Source organism: Allobosea sp. R86505 (genome assembly GCF_042466375.1).
Classification (GTDB): Bacteria; Pseudomonadota; Alphaproteobacteria; order Rhizobiales; family Beijerinckiaceae; genus Allobosea.
Genome location: NZ_JAXHPY010000001.1, coordinates 716,644 through 735,414 on the forward strand (window position 1 = coordinate 716,644; position 18,771 = coordinate 735,414).

Sequence of the window (18,771 nt, forward strand, 5' to 3'; positions counted from 1 at the left end):
GCGCTCAGGCGCTCTTGCGGGGCAGATCGGCCAGCATGCCGGCGGCGACCATGAGTTTCGGCAGGGAGAGGCCGGAGGCGGCGATGGCCTGAACGGTGGTGCGGGTGCGGTCGACGTCGGCCCGGCGCGCCTCCTGCCAGGCGTCGAGACCCGTGCCACCGGCGGCGATCTCGCGGGTCAGGCCGGCCTGGGCATCGAACAGCGTCTCGATCGCCCGCTCGCGGGCGAGCCGCTCGTAGTCATCGGTGGCCGGTACCGCGGCAGCGGCCGCCGCGAGGGCCGACAGGCCGAAGATCGAATCGACGCCGAAATGAATCGCGGCGACGGAGGCGATGTCGCCGCCGGTCTGCCCGGCGATGTCGACGATCTCCGTCGCCTGGGCGAGCGTCGGCAGGCTGGCGATGCGCGCAGCGAGGGCCGCGGGCACGCCTTCCGCCGTCAGCACGGCGATGCGGGCCTGGCGGGCCTGGGCCTGGACCTCCGGCAGCAGCGTCTCGAGGGTCTCGGCCAGGGCCGTGACGCCGGCGCGGTAATGCGAGACCGTCGCCTCGATGGTGCCGGGCTTGGCGGCGCCGCGACGCAGGAACCAGCCCATGCGGTCGCGCAGCAGGTCCTGAACGGCGCCGTAGAGCGCGAGCTGGACCTTGCCGGAGAGCTTCGCGTCGAGTGCGTCGATCGCGCCGTTGAGCGAGATCAGGTCGAAGGCGTCGCGCGCCACGGCATAGGCGGCGGCGATCGCAGGGATCTCGGCATGGGTGAGCGCCGACAGGACCGGCACCAGCGTCGGCCCGCCGCGGTTGACGATGGCATTGGCGAGCTGCGTCGCGACGATCTCGCGGCGCAGCTTGTGGCCGGCGATGTCGCCGGCATAGCGCTCGCGCAGGGCCTGCGGGAAATAGCGGACCAGCTCGCTGTTGAGATAGAGGTCGTCGGGAACGTCGGACTCCAGCAGCGCGTCGTGCAGGGCGAGCTTGGCATAGGCCAGCAGCACGGCGAGTTCGGGCCGCGTCAGCGCCTCGCCACGCTTTTCGCGCTCGGCCAGCGCGGCGTCGCTCGGCAGGTACTCGACGGTGCGGTCGAGCCGGCCCTGCGCTTCCAGCGTCTGCATCAGATAGCGCAGCCCCGGCGTCGCGCCTGTGCCGCGGGCTTCCGTCAGGGAGAGCGCCAGTGTCTGCAGATAGTTGTTGCGCAGGACCAGCTGGCCGACCTCGTCGGTCATCTGCGCCAGCAGCGTGTTGCGGGCCTCTTCCGGCAGCCGGCCGTCCTGCACCGGGCCGGCGAGCGCGATCTTGATGTTGACCTCGACGTCGGAGGTGTTGACGCCGGCGGAGTTGTCGATCGCGTCGGTATTGAGGCGGATGCCGGCGCGGGCGGCCTCGATGCGGCCACGCTGGGTGACGCCGAGATTGGCGCCCTCACCGATGACGCGGGCACCAACCTCGCCGCCGGTGATGCGGATCGCGTCATTGGCGCGGTCGCCGACCTGCGCGTCGCTCTCGTCAGAGGCGCGGATATAGGTGCCGATGCCGCCGAACCAGAGCAGGTCGACGCGCGCCTTCAGGATCGCAGTCATCAGCTCCGGCGGCGAGACCTCGGCCTTCGACAGCCCCAGCAGGGCCTGCACGGCCGGTGAGAGCGGGATGTTCTTGGCCTGGCGGGAGAACACGCCGCCGCCGGCCGAGATCAGGCTCTTGTCGTAGTCCTGCCAGGAGGAACGCGGCAGGTCGAACAGGCGCTGGCGCTCGGCCAGCGACCTCGCCGGGTCAGGATCGGGGTCGAGGAAGATGTCGCGGTGGTCGAAGGCGGCGACCAGCTTGATCGCTGGTGAGAGCAGCATCCCGTTGCCGAAGACGTCGCCCGACATGTCGCCGACGCCCGCTACGGTGAAGGGCGTCGTCTGGATGTCGATGTCGACCTCGCGGAAATGGCGCTTCACCGCCTCCCAGGCGCCGCGGGCGGTGATGCCCATCTTCTTGTGGTCGTAGCCCTGCGAGCCGCCCGAGGCGAAGGCATCGCCGAGCCAGTGGTGCTTCTCCAGCGAGAGCGCGTTGGCGGTGTCGGAGAAGGTCGCGGTGCCCTTGTCGGCGGCGACGACGAGATAGGGATCGTCGCCGTCATGGCGCACGGTGTCGGCCGGCGGAATCACCGTCTCGCCATCGAGATTGTCGGTCAGTTCGAGCAGGGTGCGCACGAAGATGCGGTAGCTCTCGGTGCCCTCGGCGAACCAGGCGGCCCGGTCGGAAGCCGGCGGCAGATGCTTGGGCACGAAGCCGCCCTTGGCGCCGACGGGCACGATCACCGCATTCTTGACCTGCTGCGCCTTGACGAGGCCCAGCACCTCGGTGCGGAAATCCTGTGGCCGGTCGGACCAGCGCAGGCCGCCGCGGGCGACCTTGCCAAAGCGCAGATGGATGCCCTCGACGCGCGGGGAGTAGACGAAGATTTCGTAGAGCGGGCGCGGCAGCGGCAGCGAATCGACCCTGGCGCAGTCGTATTTGATCGAGATCGTGCCGCGCGGCTGCCCGTCCGCGCCGATCTGGAAGAAATTGGTCCGCAGGGCGGCGTCGATCAGATTGACGAGGCGGCGCAGGATGCGGTCCTCATCGAGGCTGCTGACGGCGTCGAGCGCGGTCTCGATCGACTGACGGCCGCTCAGCATCTGCGCCTGGCGATCGTTGTCGGCGAGCCGGGGGTCGAACTTGGTCGAAAACAGCGCGACCAAGCCCGCTGCGATGGCCGGATGACGGGCCAGCGCGTCGGCGACGTAGCCCTGCGCATAGGGGGCCCCGACCTGGCGCAGATATCGGCCGAGCGCCCGCAGCAGCGAGGCCTCGCGCCAGGCGAGGCCCGCCGCCAGGACGAGCTGGTCGAAGCGGTCCGACTCGGCCAGGCCGCGGAACTGCGCCATCATCGCCGCTTCGAGCGCGGGCCCGAGGCGGGCCACATCGATCTCACCGTCGTCGGAGCGCTCCAGCGTCATGTCGTGGAGCCAGACGCGGGTGGAGTCGGCGGCTTCGCCGGCGGCCGGCTGCGGCGTGATGTTGTAGGTCCGCTCGTTGACGACGCGGAAGCCCATGTTTTCCAGCACGGGCACGCGTGCCGAGAGAGAGATCGCCGCGCCCCGGGAAAAGACCTTGAGGTTGGCCCGCGTCGGCCCATCGCCCTCGCGGCGGTAGAGATCGACGGCCCGCGCGCGATCGGCCGAGAGCTTCTGCAACAGGTCGATATCGGCCAGCGTCTCGGTGGGCGAGAAGCGGTCGCGATAGGCGGCGCCGAAGGCCTCGGCATAGCGCTCGGCGAGTGCGCGGGCGGCGGGGCCGGAGCGCTGCGTATCGAGCACGTCCTTCAGCCCGTCGCTCCAGGTCCGGACGATCGCGGTGATGCCGGCTTCCAGCGTGGGCCGGTCGATCTTCGGGGTTTTCCCCTCGTCACGACCGATGATGTAGTGGGTGCGGGCGAGCGGCCCCTCCGGATAGGCCGGATAGGCGGCCGAGATGCGGCCCTGATAGACGCGCGCCAGGAACTCGCCGACGCGGCGGCGCACCCGGGTATCGTAGCGGTCCTTGGGAATGAAGACGAGGATCGAGACGAAGCGGTCGAATTCGTCGACGCGGGCGAGCGCGCGGATGCGCGGGCGTTCGGTGAGCTGGAGGATCGACAGCGCGAAGCTCTCCAACGTCGCGGCGTCGATCTGGAAGAGTTCGTCACGTGGATAGGCGTCGAGCACGTTGTAGAGGGCACGGCCGGAGTAGCTCGCCGGGTCGAAGCCGATATTGCGGGCGACGCGCGCGACCTTGAGGCGCAGATAGGGGATGGCGAGCGCGCTGCCGGTATAGGCGTTCGAGGTCAGCAGGCCGACGATGCGCAGTTCGCCGTCGAGCCGCCCGTCCGGCGTGAACAGCTTGACGCCGACATAGTCGAGATGGACACGGCGGTGGACACGGCTCTTGACGTTGGCCTTGGTGATGATCAGCGCCTGGGGCTTGGCCAGGAAGGCGCGGATCTCCGGCGTGACGGTGACCATCTCGCGATTCTTGCGGAGCACCTTGACCGCGGGATCGCGCAGGATGCCGAGGCCGGAGCCCTCGATCGGATCGGCGGCCGCATCGCCGTTGGGGAAGCGATAGGCGCGGATGCCGAGCAGGGTGAAGTTGTCGCCGGCGATCCATTCGAGGAATTGCAGCGCCTCGCCGACCTCATCCTCCGGCAGCGGCGGCGGGTTACCGCGATAGGCCTGGATCACCTCGGTGATTCGACCGCGCATCGCCGCCCAGTCTTCGACCGCCAGTCCGACATCGGCGTAGACGCGCTCCAGCCCTGCGCAGAGCCGGTCGCGTGCCTCGGGCGAATCGATCCGCTCGAGGACGATCTGGATCAGGCTTTCGCGGCGCGTGCCTTCGGGAGCGCGGCCCGCCGCCTCGCCGGCCAGCGAGAGGAAGGCGCCGTCGGCGGTGCGGGCGACCGCCAGGATCGGGTGCGAGACGAGTCGGGGCTCATAGCCCTGCTCGGCGAGCTCGGACAGCGTCGAATCGAGCAGGAACGGCTTGTTCTCGTTGACCACCTCGAGAATCGTGACCTGTCGCTGCCGGCCATCGCTGTCGAAGACTTCGTCCCGCAAGCGCAGATTGATCGCCTGGGATGCGCGGGGCGCCAGCAGATGCGCATGGGCCGCGGCCGCGGCCCGGGCCAGCAGGTCGGCCGGAAGGGACTCGAGATCCTCCACGACGGCGCGGCCATAGAGCAGGCGCGGAAATTCGGGCGGCATCGCTCCGGGGTGGTCGGCTGCTGCGCTCTCGATTGCGGAAACGGCGGCAGCCGTCGCATTGGTCACGCGCTTGCCCATGGTCCACCCCTGTTATTTTGTCCCAGCGATGACATAGGCTGGGGCGCCTTTCAATTGCAGCGCAGCGCCGGGCGACGACCGGTGCGACACGACAGGACGTAACCATGGCGGCCAATCATGACAAACCGAAGCCCGGGGAGAGGCCAGTGCCACAGGATGTCGCCCCTCCGGCGATGGCGCTCGATCTGCCGCCGGGGGCGCTCTGCGCGGAGAATCAGGCCTATTTCGACAAATGCCTGGACAAGCTCGGCTTCGTGCCGAACGTGCTCGTGGCCTATGCCCATGACGACGCCAAGCTTTCGGCGTTCGCCGCCTTCTACAACGACCTGATGCTGGCCCCGTCCGGGCTGTCTAAGCTCGAACGCGAGATGATCGCGGTCGCCGTGTCGAGCGTGAACCGCTGCTACTATTGCCTCACGGCCCATGGGGCCGCGGTGCGGCAGCTGTCGCAGGACCCGGTGCTGGGCGAGTTGATGGCGATGAATTACCGCGCCGCCGATCTGTCGGCGCGTCACCGCGCCATGCTCGACTTCGCGGTCAAGCTGACGGAGACTCCCCATCTCGTCGGCGAGAGCGATCGGGAAGGCCTGCGGGCGGTCGGGTTCGGCGAGCGGGACATCTGGGACGTCTCGGCGGTGGCCGCCTTCTACAACATGTCGAACCGTATGGCCTCGGCCGTCGACATGCGCCCCAACGCCGAATATCACCGGCAGGCCCGGTAAAAGGGCGGTCGCGACAAAGAAAAACGGCCGGCGCAAAACGCCAGCCGCTGAGTTGGCCCCGATTGAACTGGCCCGGCCCCGCACGATCCGCGGGGGGCTGGGGGGCTGACAAACCGAAGATCGGCGAAGCCGGGCCGTCGAGGCAACACCGACATACCAACCAAGCAACAGGGCGCGGGCTTGGCCCGAACGCGGCGAAAATACGGCGACGCTGACGAAGCCGTGATGGCGGAGAGCGCCGCGCCGGTCCGATCCCGCGCTGCAGGCCACGCGCCGCCGATTGCTTGCCAGCGCAGCATCGGGCGGGCATCATCGAATGCTGGGCATCGAGGCCGCTATGGTGCGGCCATCGGGAGGCGCAATGAGCGAAAGCGAGACGCCGCAATCGCAGGCGGCCAGCGGGGTGATCCCCTTCCCCGTCGCAGCGAAGCCGGCGACGGTGACGTTCGACCGCAAGGAGCTGTCCGAACTGCTCAATCTCTACGGCCGCATGGTCGCGGCCGGCGAATGGCGCGACTACGCGATCGATTTCCTCAAGGATCAGGCGCAGTTCTCGGTCTATCGGCGCTCCTCGGAGGTGCCGCTCTACCGCATCGTCAAGGATCCCGCTCTGGCGAAGCGGCAGGGTGCCTATTCGGTCGTCGCGGCGACGGGGCTGGTGCTGAAGCGCGGCGCGGAGCTGTCGCGCGTGCTGCGGGTTCTCGACAAGAAGCTCAGCGTCGTCGGCTGATTCGGGGCCGGACGGTCAGGCCGGGGGCGGCGTGCGGTCGCCCTCGCCGAGTTCCTTCTGCATCAGCATCTGGTCGAGCCAGCGGCCATGCTTGAAGCCGACCTTCTCGGCCACGCCGATCAGGCGAAAGCCGGCGCGCTCGTGCAGGCGCCGCGAGCCTATCGACGCGCCCGTGCCGTCGCCGATGACGGCGATCATCTGGCGGAAGCCGCGGCTCGCGCAGGCCTCCATCAGTGCGTCGAGAAGCGCGCCGCCGGCACCCTCGCCCTGGGCGTCGGGCGCGATGTAGATCGAGTTCTCGACGGTGGCGCGGTAGGCGGGGCGGGGCCGGTAGGCGCTGGCATAGGCATAGCCCAGCACCCGTCCGTCGCGCTCGGCCACGAGATAGGGGTAGCCGCCGGCGCCGATCGCCTCGAATCGTTTCAGCATTTCGGCCTCGTCGGGGGCTTCCAGCTCCCAGGAGGCCGTGCCGTGACGGACGGCGTGCCCGTAGATCGCGGCGATGGCTGGGATGTCGGCCGCTGTGGCGGGGCGGATCTCGGGCGCTGTCATGCCGCGATTGTCCCTGCGCGAGCCCAAAAGAAAAGCCCCGGCCGAGAGGCCGGGGCTCGATGTTTTCGCATGCCTGCCCGGTGAGGGCAGGACGGCGGGTCACTCCTGCTTGTTGCCGAACAGCGAGAGCAGCATCTGGAACATGTTGATGAAGTTCAGGTAGAGCGACAGCGCGCCGTTCACCGAGAGCTTCGCAGCCTCCTCCGGGTTCATGTCGGAGTAGAGGTACATGTCCTTCAGACGCTGGGTATCCCAGGCGGTCAGGCCGGCGAAGACCAGCACGCCGATCGCCGAGACGGCGAAGGACAGGGCGCTGGACTGCAGGAAGATGTTGACCACCGAGGCGATCACCAAGCCGATCAGGCCCATGATCAGGAACGAACCCATCGCCGAGAGCGACTTCTTGGTGGTGTAGCCGTAGAGGCTCAGCGCACCGAAGGTCGCGGCGGTGATGAAGAATACCTTGGTGATCGATTCACCCGTGTAGACCACGAAGATCGACGACAGCGACACGCCCATCACCGCCGCGAAGGCGAAGAACATGGCACGCGCGGACGAGGAGCTCATGCTCTCCGCCTTGAACGAGAAGAACAGGATGAAGGCGAGCGGGGCGAGCATCACGACCCACTTCAGCGGGCTGAGATAGAGCGCCTGGCCGAGCGGAGTCAGCGCCGTGACCTTGCCGGTCGGCGAGACGCCGGCGATCGCCAGCATGGAGATGCCGATCGCGGCGAGGCCGGTGATGGCCAGACCGATCGACATGTTGTTGTAGACGCCGAGCATGAACGAGCGCAGGCCCTGATCCATCTCGACGGCGCTGGTCTGCTGTGCGCGGCCGGCACCCCAGACTGGAGCATTGCGGTCGAAGTTGCTCATGGAGCGAGTTTCCCCTGACGTTGATTCCGGACCGGCGCCGCCTGGGCGGAAGCCGGTCGTCGCGCACAACGGTGGCGATGCCGGGAATATGAGGGGCTTCGCCTGTTCTTACAAGGGGGCACCATGGTTAAACGGCGGCCTCCATAGAAACGCGCCGCACCCTTCATGCAAATTGACAGGCCCGTAATGTTTATCGTGAGTCTTTCTCAGCTAGTCATCACAAATTGCGCAGGTGAGAAGCCGGCGCTTTGGACAGTATTTTCAGCGTGCCTGTGAGCCCGAACAGGACGGTGACGCCGACCGCGGCAGTCGCGGCCAGTAACGCGCCGGTCGGGTCACTGACGAATTCGATCTTCATCACTTGCGTCACGACGCCCCAGCCGGCGAGAGCGCCTGCGACAACGCCGAACAGCGCCGAGACGAGGCCGATGGCCGCGTATTCAAGGGCGTACGACGAAAGTATGAAGCGCCGCGTGGCGCCCAGCGTCTTCAGGATCATGGCGTCGTAAAGTCGCGCCCTCTGGCCGGCCGCGAGCGCGCCGCCCAGGACCAGCAGGCTGGCAGCGATGGCGAGCCCGGATGCGCCGCGAATCGCGGTGGCGAGCTGGGCGACGATGGTGTTGACCGCCTCCAGCGCGTCCTTCACCCGCACGGCGGTCACGGTGGGGAATTCCACGGCCAGCCGGCGCAGGAGCGTGGCGTCGGTTCCGGCGGACGAGGCGGCGCTGTCGGCCGCGGGCGTGATCGTGGCGAGGTTGGTATGCGGTGCCCCGGCGAAGGTGTTGGGCGAGAACAGCATCACGAAATTGATACCGAGCGAGCGCCATTCGACGGTGCGCAGATTGGCGACGCGGGCCGTGATGTTGCGGCCGAGCACATTGACGGTGAGGCTGTCGCCGATCTTCAGGCCGATGCCGGCGGCGATCTGAGCGTCGAAGGACACGAGCGGCTCGCCGCGATAATCGGCCGGCCACCACTCTCCCTGCGCGACCCGGGAACCCTCGGGGATCGCCTGCGCATAGGTGATGCCGCGGTCGCCATCGAGGATCCAGGCGGCCTGTTCGCTCGCCTTGATGTCCTCGGCGCGGACGCCGTTGATCGAGACGATGCGGCCGCGCATCATCGGCACGCGGGTCAGCGTGGCGCCCGGCCGCTCCTGATGCAGCAGCGCGTCAAATCGACTGGACTCGGCGTTCGGGATATCGAGGAAGAAGAAGCTTGGCGCCTTCTCCGGCAGCGCTTGTGTCAGCTGCCGGGTCAGGCTGTTGTCGATGAAGGCGAGCGCCGAGAGCAGGGCGACGCCCAGTCCGAGCGAGAGCACGAGCGACGGGGTGAGCGCGCCGGGGCGGTGGCTGTTGGCCAGCGCCATGCGCAGCGAGGGGTTCTTCGGCCGCGGCAGCCTGCGCGCCAGCGCCATCAGCCCCCAGGAGACGCCGCGCAGCAGCAGGAAGATGCCCGTCATCACGGCGATGTAGATCAGCGCGACGCGCCGGTCATAGGCGAAGAGCAGCGCGACGCCGACGAGCCCGGCGACCGCGAGCAGGCAGATGGCGAGATAGATCGCGCGCGGGCGGCGGGCATCGGGCGCGATCTGGTCGCGAAACAGCGCCGAGACCGGGACGTCATGGGCGCGCCCGAGCGGCAGGATGGCGAAGACCAGCGCCGTGAGCAGCCCGTACAACGCGGCGACGCCGAGTTCGCCGGGCGCCAGTGTCGGTTCGAAGGGAACCGGCAGGACGGAGGTCAGTGCGGCGCCGAGCGCGAACGGGGCGGCGGCGCCCAGAGCCAGGCCGATGGCGGTGCCGAGCGCCGCGACCAGCATCACCTCGGTCAGGTGGATCGCCACGACGCGGCCGCCGGTGGCGCCGACCGCCTTCATGGTGGCGAAATCGAGCTTCTTGGCCTCGACGAAGCGGCGCACCGCATTGGCGACGCCGACCCCGCCGACCAGCAGGGCGGTCAGGCCGACGAGCGTCAGGAACTGGGTGAAGCGTTCGAGATTGCGCTGGAAGCCGGGATTGGCATTGGCGCGGGAGCGGATCTCCCAGCCGGCGTCGCGCTGTCGCGTGCCGGCATCGGCCATCAGGGCCGCGAGATCGGCATCGCCCGAGGCCTGTGGCGGCAGGGCGACGCGGTAGGTCCAGCGCACGAGGCTGCCGGGCTGGAGCAGGCCGGTGGCGCGCAGCGCCTCCTGCGAGATCAGCAACCGCGGGCCGAAGCCGACGCCGGCGGCGATCTTGTCGGGCTCCGAGACGAGATTGGCGCGAAGCTGCACGCGCGCCGAGCCGACCAGGACGGTGTCGCCCGGCTTCAGATCAAGACGGCCGAACAGGACGGGATCGGCGACGGCGCCGTAGACGCCGTCGCGCGCCGCGAGCAGATCGGCGACGGGTGCTTTCGGCTCGGTGACCAACTCGCCGATGCCGGGATAGCCTGCATCCACGGCCTTGATCTCGACGAGCGCCGCCCCCTTGTCGCCGGCATTGGCCATGCCGCGCATGGTGGCGATGGTCGAGACCGTGCCGCGACCGGTGAGGAAAGCCAGTTCCTGCGGCGTCGCCTCGCGGTGGATCAGCCCGAAGGCGGCGTCGCCGCCGAGGATGCGTCGGCCCTCGCGGGAGAGGCCCTCGGTCAGGCCGCGCGAGGCCGAGGCGACGGCGGCGATCGTCATCACGCCCAGCGCGAGGCAGGCGATGAAGACGCCGAAGCCGCGAAAGCCCCCACGCAGATCGCGCCAGGCGAGGCGCAGCGCGAGTGCGATCAGCGGGGCGCCGGACGGGGACGCCGGGAGAGGCTTGACGGTGCCGTGCATCTCAGAGCGCCGCCACATCCGCAGCGGCCGGGGCGGGGCCGGTCGATTCGATCCGGCCGGCACGCAGCCGCACCGTGCGGTCGCAGAGTGCGGCCAGGGAGAGGTCGTGCGTGACGAGCACCAGCGTCGCGCCGCGCTCGCGCCGCAGGGCGAAGATCAGATCGACGATCGAACGGCCGGTGCTCTCGTCGAGATTGCCGGTCGGCTCGTCGGCGACGAGAATGGCGGGGTCCGGCGCGACGGCCCGCGCGATGGCGACGCGCTGCTGCTCGCCGCCCGACAGCTGGGCCGGGTAGTGGTGCATGCGGTCGCCGAGGCCGACATTGCGCAGCTCGGCCTCGGCCCGGGCGAAGGCGTCGCCGACGCCGGCGAGTTCCAGCGGCAAAGCGACGTTCTCGCGCGCCGTCATGGTCGGGACGAGGTGGAAGGACTGGAAGACGATGCCGATATGGCGGCCGCGGAAGACGGCGAGCCCGTCCTCGTCGAGGGCGCCGAGATCCTGGCCGGCGACCTTGACCATGCCGCTGTCGGGACGCTCCAGACCCGCCATCGTCATCAGCAGGGTCGACTTGCCGGAGCCGGAGGGGCCGACGAGCCCGGTCGCCTGGCCGGAGGCCAGCGACAAAGAAACACCCTTGAGGATATGGACGCGGGCGGCCGCACGCCCCAAACTAAGCTCGACATCCCGCAATTCGATCGCCGGCTGATCCGTCGGCGGGACGCGCGTATCGCTCATCATCCAATGATCCTGACTTCGATATCCATCAGCGACCCTGCTCGCAGCCAAACACGGCCCGAGCCGGGCAAGCCGTCATGTCGTGCCCCAGAGCCGCGATATGGGCGCCGTCTCGCGCTTATCCAATCTCTCTGCGCCGCTTTTCTGCTCTGTCTCTCCCTGCTGCCGGTCGCGACCATGGCCCAGACTCCGCCCCCGAGCCCCGGTTCCGCCGCGGCGCGCACGCTCAAACTGGTCGCTCTCGGCGACAGTCTGACCGCCGGCTACAATCTGCCGGCCAGTGCCGCCTTCCCGCCCGTGCTGGAGCAGGCGCTGCGGGCGAAGGGGCACGCTGTCGAGATCGTGAACGCCGGCGTCTCCGGCGACACCGTCCAGGGCGGGCTCGATCGGGTCGACTGGTCGGTGCCGGATGGCACTGACGGCGTCATCCTCGAACTCGGCGCCAACGACGCCCTGCGCGGGCTCGATCCGGCGACGACGCGCAAGGGCCTGGAGGCGATCATCACCCGGCTGAAGGCGCGCGGCATCCCGGTGCTGCTCGCCGGCATGTATGCCCCGCGCAATCTCGGCACGGAGTATGCAGCGCGCTTCGACAGCATCTATCCCGAGCTTGCGAAGGCCCACGGGCTGGTGCTCTACCCCTTCTTCCTGGAGGGCATCGCGGGCGACCGTGTGCTCAACCAGCCCGATCTGCTCCACCCCACGGCCGAGGGCGTCCGCGTCATCGTCCGCAACATCCTGCCGACGGTCGAGCGCTTCCTCGCGACGCTGCCGGCCAAGTCCTGACCTCCCGCGGGCCGTTCGCCCGTCCGACCGCCTTCCCCATCTGCTCGACGCGCGTCCTTCGCCCGCCGCTTCCGGAGTTGCTTCGCCATGGAATATCGCCGTCTCGGCCGCACCGATCTCGAGGTCTCGGTGATCTGCCTGGGAACCATGACCTATGGCGAACAGAACACCGAGGCCGAGGGCCATGCGCAGATGGATTACGCGCTCGACCAGGGCGTGAACTTCTTCGACACGGCCGAGCTCTATTCGATTCCGCCCAAGGCGGAGACCCAAGGCTCGACGGAGCGTATCCTCGGCAGTTGGTTCAAGGCACGCGGCAACCGCGACAAGGTCATCCTCGCCTCTAAAATCTGCGGGCGCGGCGCCAACACCTGGTTCCGCGACGACAAGAGCCCGACGCGTGTCACGCGCAAGCAGATCCGCGAGGCGGTCGAGAAGAGCCTGAAGCGGCTGCAGACCGACTATATCGACCTCTACCAGATCCATTTCCCCGAGCGGCCGATGCCCTGGGGCTCGAACCCGACGCGGTTCTCGAAGGCCGCCTTCGAGCGTCCGGCGGACGAGACGCCGATCGCCGAGCAGCTCGACGCCTTCGCGGAGATCGTGAAGGAGGGCAAGATCCGGCATCTCGGCCTCTCCAACGAGAGCGCCTGGGGCACGATGAGTTTCGTGCGCGACGCCGAAACGCGCGGCGGGCCGCGCGTGCAGTCGATCCAGAATGCCTACAACCTGCTCAACCGCACCTTCGAGACGGCACTGGCCGAGATCGCGATCCGGGAGGATGTCGGGCTGCTCGCCTATTCGCCGCTCGGCCAGGGCTTCCTGACCGGCAAATATCTCGACGGAGCCCGGCCGGCCGGTGCGCGCACGACGCTGTTCGATCGCGGCCAGCGCTACCAGACTGCGGGCGCGGAGGAGGCGATCAAGCGCTACATGGCGCTGGCGCGGGAGCACGGGCTCGACCCGGCGCAGATGGCGCTGGCTTTCGTCAATTCGCGCAGCTTCGTCGCCGCAAACATCATCGGCGCGACCTCGATGGAGCAGCTCAAGACCGACATCGCCTCGATCGCGGTCAGGCTGTCGCCGGAGGTCGAGGCCGGGATCGACGCGATCCACCAGCTCGTCGGCAATCCCTGCCCCTGAGCGGTTTCATAGGCGCTGCCCTGTCGGGTAGCGCCTGCCCGGCATTTCGTCTCGCCAGAGTCACAAAAAACTGGCACTGATTCGGCATGCCGAGGCTGTTCACAGCGCTTGAGATTCCCGCCGAGGTCGCTTCGGCGCTGACGCCGCATCGGGGCGGGCTGTCCGGGGCGCGCTGGATCGATCCGGCCGATTACCACATCACGTTGCGCTTCCTGGGCGATGTCGACCGGCGCACCGCCAATGATGTCGACGCCTTCCTCGGCGACATCCAGTCCTATCCCTTCGAGGTCACGCTGGACGCGCTGGGCACCTTCGGCGGCGACAAGCCGCGCGCGGTCTATGCGCGGGTCCAGCCGACGCCGCGGCTGACCGAGCTCCAGGCCGATCTCGAGCGGCTGATGCGCCGTCTCGGCCTGCCGGCGGAGGCCCGCAAATTCGTGCCGCATGTCACGCTGGCGCGGCTGCGCGACACCTCCCCGCTCGACGTCGCGCATTTCCTCAGCCTGCACCCGATCGTGCGGCCGATCAGCTTCACGGCGCGGCGTCTCGCCCTGATGTCGTCGCGCGATTCGGTCGGCGGCGGGCCCTATGTGCTGGAGGCGGCCTATCCGCTCGGCCCGTCCTATCCGAACCGGCCGATGCGGGCAGACCATCAGCGGAGATGACCATGCCCAAGCGCCTTGGTCCCGATGCCCTGCAGGAGGCGCTGACGACGCTGACCGGGTGGAAACTCGTCGAAGGGCGGGAAGCCATGACCAAGCGCTATGTCTTCCGCGATTTCAGCGAAGCCTTCGGCTGGATGACGCGGGTCGCGCTGCTGGCCGAGGCGATGGGTCACCATCCCGAATGGTTCAACGTCTACCGCACCGTGGAGGTGACGCTGGCGACGCATGATGCGGGCGGGTTGACGGAACTCGACGTCCGCCTCGCCCATGCGATGGATGCGCTGCGGCAGTAGCTTCAGGCGCTATCCGCTCCAGCCGCAGGCCCGCAGCGCGGCCAGCATGTGCGGGGGCGGCGGCGCCTCGACCCGGATCGGCGGCTTCTTGCGATAGAGCGGCACGGTGACGGAGCGGGCGTGAAGCTGCAGGCCCGGCCCGCCTTCGCGCGGGGCCTCGCCATAGATCTCGTCGCCCAGCATCGGCCAGCCCGATTCCGCACAATGGACCCGCAACTGATGGGTGCGGCCGGTCAGCGGCTCCAGCTCGAGCCAGGCGAGCGGGCCGGCTTCGCCCAGTCCGCGCCCCATCACCCGGTAGCGCGTCTGCGAGGGCAGGCCGTCGGGATCGACCTTCATCCACCAGCCACGATCCGGTGCCCGCTTGGCGAGCGCGAGGTCGATCAGCCCGGACTCGGCGGCCGGACCGCCCTGAACGATCGCCCAGTAGCTCTTGGCGATCCCGCCGTCGCGGAACATCTGGTTGAGCTCGGCCATGGCGCGGGGATGGCGGCCGAGGATCAGGCAGCCCGAGGTGTCCTTGTCGAGCCGGTGCGCGGCTTCGGGCCGGCGCGGCAGGCCGAAGCGCAGCGCGTCGAGATGGTCGGTCAGGACGGGGATCACACGGCGTTTGGCCTGGGGGCCGCGATGCGAGGGCAGGCCAGCCGGCTTGTCGATGACCAGCATCATCGCGTCGCGGTAGAGCAGCGGAAAGGGCAGCGGCGGCTCGTCACGCGGCGATTCGGGATGGTGCGCGCCCGGGCTCGCTTGCGAAATTTCTGGTCGGTCGGGCGTGGTCATGGCATTGCGCTAGCGAAGGCCATCCTGTCGCGCAAGCACGAGCCGCTGCGCGACAAGGCCACGGGAAGAATGATGAGCGAGAACGAACCGAAGAAGCGTGGCTTCTTTTCCAGGCTGTTCGGCAGCGAGCCGGAGCCGGCCGCGTCCCCCCCGACGCCGGATGCGGCGCCGCCGGAGGCTCCGCTCGCGGAGGCGGCGATCGCGCCCGAACTGCTGACCGGCGAGGCCGCGCCGCTGCCGCTCGCAATGCCGGAGCCGGCTCCCGTCCAGGCTGCGCCCGTCCTGAGCGCGCCGGTCCCTGCGCCAATGGTTGCACCCGAGCCCAAGCGGAGCTGGTGGCGGCGCCTGACCGAGGGTCTGTCGCGGACCTCCTCGGCGCTGACCACCGGCATCACCGACCTCTTCACCAAGCGCAGGCTCGATGCGGGCACGCTGGAAGACCTCGAGGACATCCTGATCCAGGCCGATCTCGGGCTGGCCACCGCCGCCCGTGTCGCCAAGGCCGTCGGCGATGGACGCTACGACCGGCAGATCGAGCCCTCCGAAGTGAAGGCGATCCTGGCGCGCGAGGTCGAGGCGATCCTGTCGCCGGTGGCCCAGCCGCTGGTGATCGACGCCACGAAAAAGCCGTTCGTGATCCTGATGGTCGGCGTCAACGGCTCCGGCAAGACGACGACGATCGGCAAGCTGGCGGCCAAATTCCGGGCGGAGGGCCGGTCGGTCATGCTGGCGGCGGGGGACACCTTCCGCGCGGCGGCGATTGAGCAGCTCAAGGTCTGGGGTGAGCGCACGGGGGCGGAGGTCGTCTCCGGCAACCAGGGGGCGGACGCCTCGGGGCTCGCTTTCGAGGCGCTGCAGAAGGCGAAGGCCACCGGCACCGACGTGCTGCTGGTCGACACGGCCGGACGGCTGCAGAACAAGACGGGGCTGATGGACGAACTCGCCAAGGTGGTCCGCGTCATCCGCAAGCTCGATCCGGAGGCTCCCCATGCAGCGCTGCTCGTGCTCGACGCCACCGTCGGCCAGAACGCGCTCAGCCAGGTCGAGGCCTTCGGCGATACGGCCGGGGTGACCGGGCTGGTGATGACCAAGCTCGACGGCACGGCGCGCGGCGGCATCCTGGTGGCGCTGGCGGCGAAATTCGGCCTGCCGGTGCATTTCATCGGCGTCGGCGAGGGCGTCGAGGATCTGGAGCCGTTCTCGGCGCGCGATTTCGCCCGCGCGGTGTCGGGACTGGACGAAGCGGCGTGACAGCTCGCGGCATGACGCCGCCGGTGCAGACAGGCAGGACGAGATGAGCGACAGCATGGCGCAGCCCCCCGCGGCGAAGGGCAGGCCGATCAATCCTCTGCTCAAGCTGGCGCTGGAATTCGGGCCGCTCGCGATCTTCTTCTTCGCCAATTCCTATGGCGACCGGCTCTTCGGCGTGGCCTCTGACCGGCGCATCTTCGTCGCGACCGGCATCTTCATCGTCGCCTCGCTGGTGGCGCTGGCGGTGTCGCGCATCCTGATGGGCTATCTGCCGCGCATGGCGATCGTGAACGCGGTTGTGGTCACCGTCTTCGGCGGGCTCACCATCGCGCTGGACGACGCCTTCTTCATCAAGGTCAAGCCGACCATCGTGAACGCGCTGTTCGGCTGCGTGCTGCTGGGGGGCCTGTATTTCGGCCGCTCGCTGCTGGCGCTGGTGCTCGAATCGGTGATGCAGCTCGATGAGGAGGGCTGGCGCAAGCTGACGCTGCGCTGGGGCCTGTTCTTCTTCGTTCTGGCGGCGTTGAACGAGATCGTCTGGCGCACGCAGACGCAGGATTTCTGGGTCGCCTTCAAGGTCTGGGGCGTGATGCCGCTGACCATGGTCTTTGCGCTCGCCCAGACGCCACTGATCCTGAAGCACGAGATCAAGGCGGCGAAGGCGGGCGAATAAAAGCCGCTCCGGATCAGTCTAACCCGGCGGCAGACGCTTCGTCGCCAGCGTATCGTAGGAGCGCGCAATCGCTTTCAGCGAATGGTCCCAGTTCCGCAGTGCGAGGCGCGCATACAGCACATCGATCACCAGCATCTGCGCGATGCGGCTTGATCGCGCCTCCATCCGGTAGTGTGTTTCCTTGGAGGCCGTGAAAAGGCAAACTTCGCACCAGGCTTGGAGCGGAGAGCGGCCATAATTCGTGATGCCGATGGTGCGCGCCCCGGCTGTTCGCGCAATCCGCGTTGCATCCAGCGTGTCGCGCGTGCGCCCGGAATGAGAGATCGTGACGGTCGTCACCTTCGGACCGGCAAAGCCGGCGCTGACCGCCTGCATATGTGAATCGGTCACGCTCTTGGCTGGGAGTCCAAGATGCAGGAAGCGGCCGGCCGCATCGTCAGCAATCGGGGCGGCTGTGCCGATGCCATAGAATTCGATACGCTCCGCACCGGCCAGCAGATCGACTGCGCAGTCGATCGCGGCCGTATCCAATACCGCGATGCTGTCCTGGATCGCCATGATGTGGCTGGCTGCGATCTTGCGCAGAACATCATCGCTGCTCTCCCCCGGGCTGATATCCTCGTGGAGTAGCGAGCGGCCTGCGGCGATGTCCTTGGCCAGCGCAATCTTGAGATCCTGAAACCCTCCAGCACCGATCTGCTGGCACAGGCCGATCACGCTGCCTTCGCTGGCTTCCGCCGCCTCGGCAAGTTCGCTGACGGTCATGGTGATGACCCTGTCGGGATCGCTGATAATTACGCTCGCGATGCGCCGGGCCGTGCGCGGCAAGTGCTGGAGCGACGCGTTCAAACGGGCGAGTGGTGAATCCACCTTTGCTCCTTTGCTGTGGCGCCAACCTGTCGCGCCACAGCCGAGCTTTAGCAAATTTTTGAGCTAAACTCAATTGTCATTCATTTGACATTGAGCCGAGCATAATCTTGCGCGTGCTCACCCGTCGATCGAGGTCGTCCCATGCCAAACATCTCCCGTCGTCATGCCCTGCTCGCCGCCGCTTCCCTGATGGCCGTTCCGGCGCTCGCATCTCGTGCCGTCAGCCAGTCACGCCCTGTGCTGAAGGTGGGTCTCGGTCCGCAGCAGCCCACGCAGTCGGATACCCGGCGGGTCTGGGAGCCCATCTACAAGCTGGTCGCCGACAAGATCGGGGCCGATCTGCAACTGACGGTCGCCAATGACTGGGCCGGCATTGCAACCGCCCTGGCCAATGAGCAGATCGACATCGCCCAGATGGGACCCTGGGGGTATGTCATCGCGAAGGTTCGCGGCGAGGCGCGCATCATCAATACGATGCTGGTCAATGGTCTGCCGACCTATAAGGCCATCATCGTGGCGCGCCCCGGGCTGGCCCTCAGCAAATTCCCGGATGATGCCAAGGGCCTGTCGATGCAGATGCTGGATGTCGGATCGACCTCCGGCTGGCTGGTGCCAACCCATTTTCTGAAGGGACGCGGTATCGATCCGCGCAGCTTTTTTGGCCGCTACGCCGAAGGCGCCTCCGCAGCCGCCGCGCAAATGGCGACGATCAACGGCCAGGTCGATCTCGCTACCGGGTGGGACACGCATCGCAACACCATGATCCGCAACGGCACGATCAAGGACACGTCGAACACGGTCGTCTGGGAATCCGAGCCACTGCCCAATGAATGCGTCGTGGTCTCGCGCGGCTTTGCGGAAGAACGGGCCAAGCAGTTTCAGGCTGCTCTGAGTGGGTTGACGGAGGCAGAAAAAGCCTTGCTGCCCTGGCCCTATAACGGCTTCGTCTCCGCAACCCACGCTGCCTATCAGGGTCTCGAAACGATGGGTCGCGAACTCGGCGCGATCCGGGCGTCCTGAGCGGCATCGCGTGCGGATT

16 protein-coding genes are annotated in these 18,771 nt (G+C 68.2%); 9 read left to right on the forward strand and 7 right to left on the reverse strand.

Annotation, left to right across the window (positions count from 1 at the left end):
• Positions 1-4: 4 nt before the first annotated feature.
• Positions 5-4,843 carry an NAD-glutamate dehydrogenase gene (locus tag SJY11_RS03410; protein ID WP_376985045.1) on the reverse strand — a complete coding sequence of 1,613 codons (4,839 nt, stop codon included), beginning with the start codon at positions 4,841-4,843 and terminating at the stop codon, positions 5-7.
• Positions 4,844-5,016: 173 nt separating this feature from the next.
• On the opposite strand from SJY11_RS03410, the gene SJY11_RS03415 reads away from it, so the two are divergent.
• On the forward strand, positions 5,017-5,565 hold the full coding sequence (locus SJY11_RS03415; protein ID WP_376989242.1) for a peroxidase-related enzyme: 549 nt from the start codon (positions 5,017-5,019) through the stop codon (positions 5,563-5,565).
• Positions 5,566-5,926: 361 nt separating this feature from the next.
• Positions 5,927-6,295, forward strand: coding sequence for a DUF2794 domain-containing protein (locus SJY11_RS03420; RefSeq protein ID WP_326911019.1), 369 nt, complete (start codon positions 5,927-5,929; stop codon positions 6,293-6,295).
• A 15-nt stretch (positions 6,296-6,310) separates the two neighbouring features.
• Here SJY11_RS03420 and SJY11_RS03425 read toward each other — a convergent pair whose 3' ends face one another.
• The 4 genes from SJY11_RS03425 to SJY11_RS03440 form a co-directional block, all read right to left on the reverse strand.
• The gene (locus tag SJY11_RS03425; RefSeq protein WP_326911016.1) at positions 6,311-6,847 is read right to left on the reverse strand and encodes a GNAT family N-acetyltransferase; all 537 of its coding nucleotides are present in this window, start codon (positions 6,845-6,847) and stop codon (positions 6,311-6,313) included.
• A 99-nt stretch (positions 6,848-6,946) separates the two neighbouring features.
• Positions 6,947-7,723 carry a Bax inhibitor-1/YccA family protein gene (locus tag SJY11_RS03430; RefSeq protein WP_376985046.1) on the reverse strand — a complete coding sequence of 259 codons (777 nt, stop codon included), beginning with the start codon at positions 7,721-7,723 and terminating at the stop codon, positions 6,947-6,949.
• Between the two features lie 217 nt (positions 7,724-7,940).
• On the reverse strand, positions 7,941-10,535 hold the full coding sequence (locus tag SJY11_RS03435) for an ABC transporter permease (RefSeq protein WP_376985047.1): 2,595 nt from the start codon (positions 10,533-10,535) through the stop codon (positions 7,941-7,943).
• A gap of 1 nt (position 10,536) precedes the next feature.
• On the reverse strand, positions 10,537-11,274 hold the full coding sequence (locus SJY11_RS03440) for an ABC transporter ATP-binding protein (protein WP_376985048.1): 738 nt from the start codon (positions 11,272-11,274) through the stop codon (positions 10,537-10,539).
• Positions 11,275-11,448: 174 nt separating this feature from the next.
• Between SJY11_RS03440 and SJY11_RS03445 the strand changes: the two genes are divergently transcribed.
• The 4 genes from SJY11_RS03445 to SJY11_RS03460 all read left to right on the forward strand — a co-directional run bounded on the left by SJY11_RS03445 (position 11,449) and on the right by SJY11_RS03460 (position 14,158).
• Positions 11,449-12,057 (forward strand): arylesterase, encoded by a 609-nt coding sequence (locus SJY11_RS03445; RefSeq protein ID WP_376985049.1) that lies wholly within the window; start codon positions 11,449-11,451, stop codon positions 12,055-12,057.
• 87 nt (positions 12,058-12,144) lie between these two features.
• Positions 12,145-13,200 (forward strand): aldo/keto reductase, encoded by a 1,056-nt coding sequence (locus SJY11_RS03450; protein WP_376985050.1) that lies wholly within the window; start codon positions 12,145-12,147, stop codon positions 13,198-13,200.
• 86 nt (positions 13,201-13,286) lie between these two features.
• The gene (thpR, locus tag SJY11_RS03455) at positions 13,287-13,865 is read left to right on the forward strand and encodes an RNA 2',3'-cyclic phosphodiesterase (protein ID WP_376985051.1); all 579 of its coding nucleotides are present in this window, start codon (positions 13,287-13,289) and stop codon (positions 13,863-13,865) included.
• 2 nt (positions 13,866-13,867) lie between these two features.
• On the forward strand, positions 13,868-14,158 hold the full coding sequence (locus SJY11_RS03460) for a 4a-hydroxytetrahydrobiopterin dehydratase (protein ID WP_326911001.1): 291 nt from the start codon (positions 13,868-13,870) through the stop codon (positions 14,156-14,158).
• A 9-nt stretch (positions 14,159-14,167) separates the two neighbouring features.
• Here the strand turns inward: SJY11_RS03460 and SJY11_RS03465 are convergent, their stop codons facing one another.
• A complete protein-coding gene (locus tag SJY11_RS03465) occupies positions 14,168-14,827 on the reverse strand; it encodes an RluA family pseudouridine synthase (RefSeq protein WP_376989243.1) in 660 nt (219 codons plus the stop codon).
• Between the two features lie 183 nt (positions 14,828-15,010).
• Here SJY11_RS03465 and ftsY point away from each other — a divergent pair, with 183 nt between their 5' ends.
• The gene (gene ftsY / locus SJY11_RS03470; protein WP_376985052.1) at positions 15,011-16,189 is read left to right on the forward strand and encodes a signal recognition particle-docking protein FtsY; all 1,179 of its coding nucleotides are present in this window, start codon (positions 15,011-15,013) and stop codon (positions 16,187-16,189) included.
• 55 nt (positions 16,190-16,244) lie between these two features.
• Positions 16,245-16,862, forward strand: a complete 618-nt coding sequence (locus SJY11_RS03475; RefSeq protein ID WP_376985053.1) for a septation protein A — start codon at positions 16,245-16,247, stop codon at positions 16,860-16,862.
• Positions 16,863-16,880: 18 nt separating this feature from the next.
• Here SJY11_RS03475 and SJY11_RS03480 read toward each other — a convergent pair whose 3' ends face one another.
• Positions 16,881-17,732 carry a MurR/RpiR family transcriptional regulator gene (locus SJY11_RS03480; protein ID WP_376985054.1) on the reverse strand — a complete coding sequence of 284 codons (852 nt, stop codon included), beginning with the start codon at positions 17,730-17,732 and terminating at the stop codon, positions 16,881-16,883.
• A gap of 141 nt (positions 17,733-17,873) precedes the next feature.
• On the opposite strand from SJY11_RS03480, the gene phnD reads away from it, so the two are divergent.
• Positions 17,874-18,752, forward strand: a complete 879-nt coding sequence (gene phnD / locus SJY11_RS03485) for a phosphate/phosphite/phosphonate ABC transporter substrate-binding protein (protein WP_376985055.1) — start codon at positions 17,874-17,876, stop codon at positions 18,750-18,752.
• Positions 18,753-18,771: the final 19 nt, after the last annotated feature.

What these genes read in the sequence shown, in the direction of transcription:
- SJY11_RS03410 (WP_376985045.1), bottom strand. Translation starts at nt 4,843, where the DNA reads ATGGGCAAGCGCGTGACCAATGCGACGGCTGCCGCCGTTTCCGCAATC.
- SJY11_RS03415 (WP_376989242.1), top strand. Translation starts at nt 5,017, where the DNA reads ATGGCGCTCGATCTGCCGCCGGGGGCGCTCTGCGCGGAGAATCAGGCC.
- SJY11_RS03420 (WP_326911019.1), top strand. Translation starts at nt 5,927, where the DNA reads ATGAGCGAAAGCGAGACGCCGCAATCGCAGGCGGCCAGCGGGGTGATC.
- SJY11_RS03425 (WP_326911016.1), bottom strand. Translation starts at nt 6,847, where the DNA reads ATGACAGCGCCCGAGATCCGCCCCGCCACAGCGGCCGACATCCCAGCC.
- SJY11_RS03430 (WP_376985046.1), bottom strand. Translation starts at nt 7,723, where the DNA reads ATGAGCAACTTCGACCGCAATGCTCCAGTCTGGGGTGCCGGCCGCGCA.
- SJY11_RS03435 (WP_376985047.1), bottom strand. Translation starts at nt 10,535, where the DNA reads ATGCACGGCACCGTCAAGCCTCTCCCGGCGTCCCCGTCCGGCGCCCCG.
- SJY11_RS03440 (WP_376985048.1), bottom strand. Translation starts at nt 11,274, where the DNA reads ATGATGAGCGATACGCGCGTCCCGCCGACGGATCAGCCGGCGATCGAA.
- SJY11_RS03445 (WP_376985049.1), top strand. Translation starts at nt 11,449, where the DNA reads ATGGCCCAGACTCCGCCCCCGAGCCCCGGTTCCGCCGCGGCGCGCACG.
- SJY11_RS03450 (WP_376985050.1), top strand. Translation starts at nt 12,145, where the DNA reads ATGGAATATCGCCGTCTCGGCCGCACCGATCTCGAGGTCTCGGTGATC.
- thpR (WP_376985051.1), top strand. Translation starts at nt 13,287, where the DNA reads ATGCCGAGGCTGTTCACAGCGCTTGAGATTCCCGCCGAGGTCGCTTCG.
- SJY11_RS03460 (WP_326911001.1), top strand. Translation starts at nt 13,868, where the DNA reads ATGCCCAAGCGCCTTGGTCCCGATGCCCTGCAGGAGGCGCTGACGACG.
- SJY11_RS03465 (WP_376989243.1), bottom strand. Translation starts at nt 14,827, where the DNA reads ATGATGCTGGTCATCGACAAGCCGGCTGGCCTGCCCTCGCATCGCGGC.
- ftsY (WP_376985052.1), top strand. Translation starts at nt 15,011, where the DNA reads ATGAGCGAGAACGAACCGAAGAAGCGTGGCTTCTTTTCCAGGCTGTTC.
- SJY11_RS03475 (WP_376985053.1), top strand. Translation starts at nt 16,245, where the DNA reads ATGGCGCAGCCCCCCGCGGCGAAGGGCAGGCCGATCAATCCTCTGCTC.
- phnD (WP_376985055.1), top strand. Translation starts at nt 17,874, where the DNA reads ATGCCAAACATCTCCCGTCGTCATGCCCTGCTCGCCGCCGCTTCCCTG.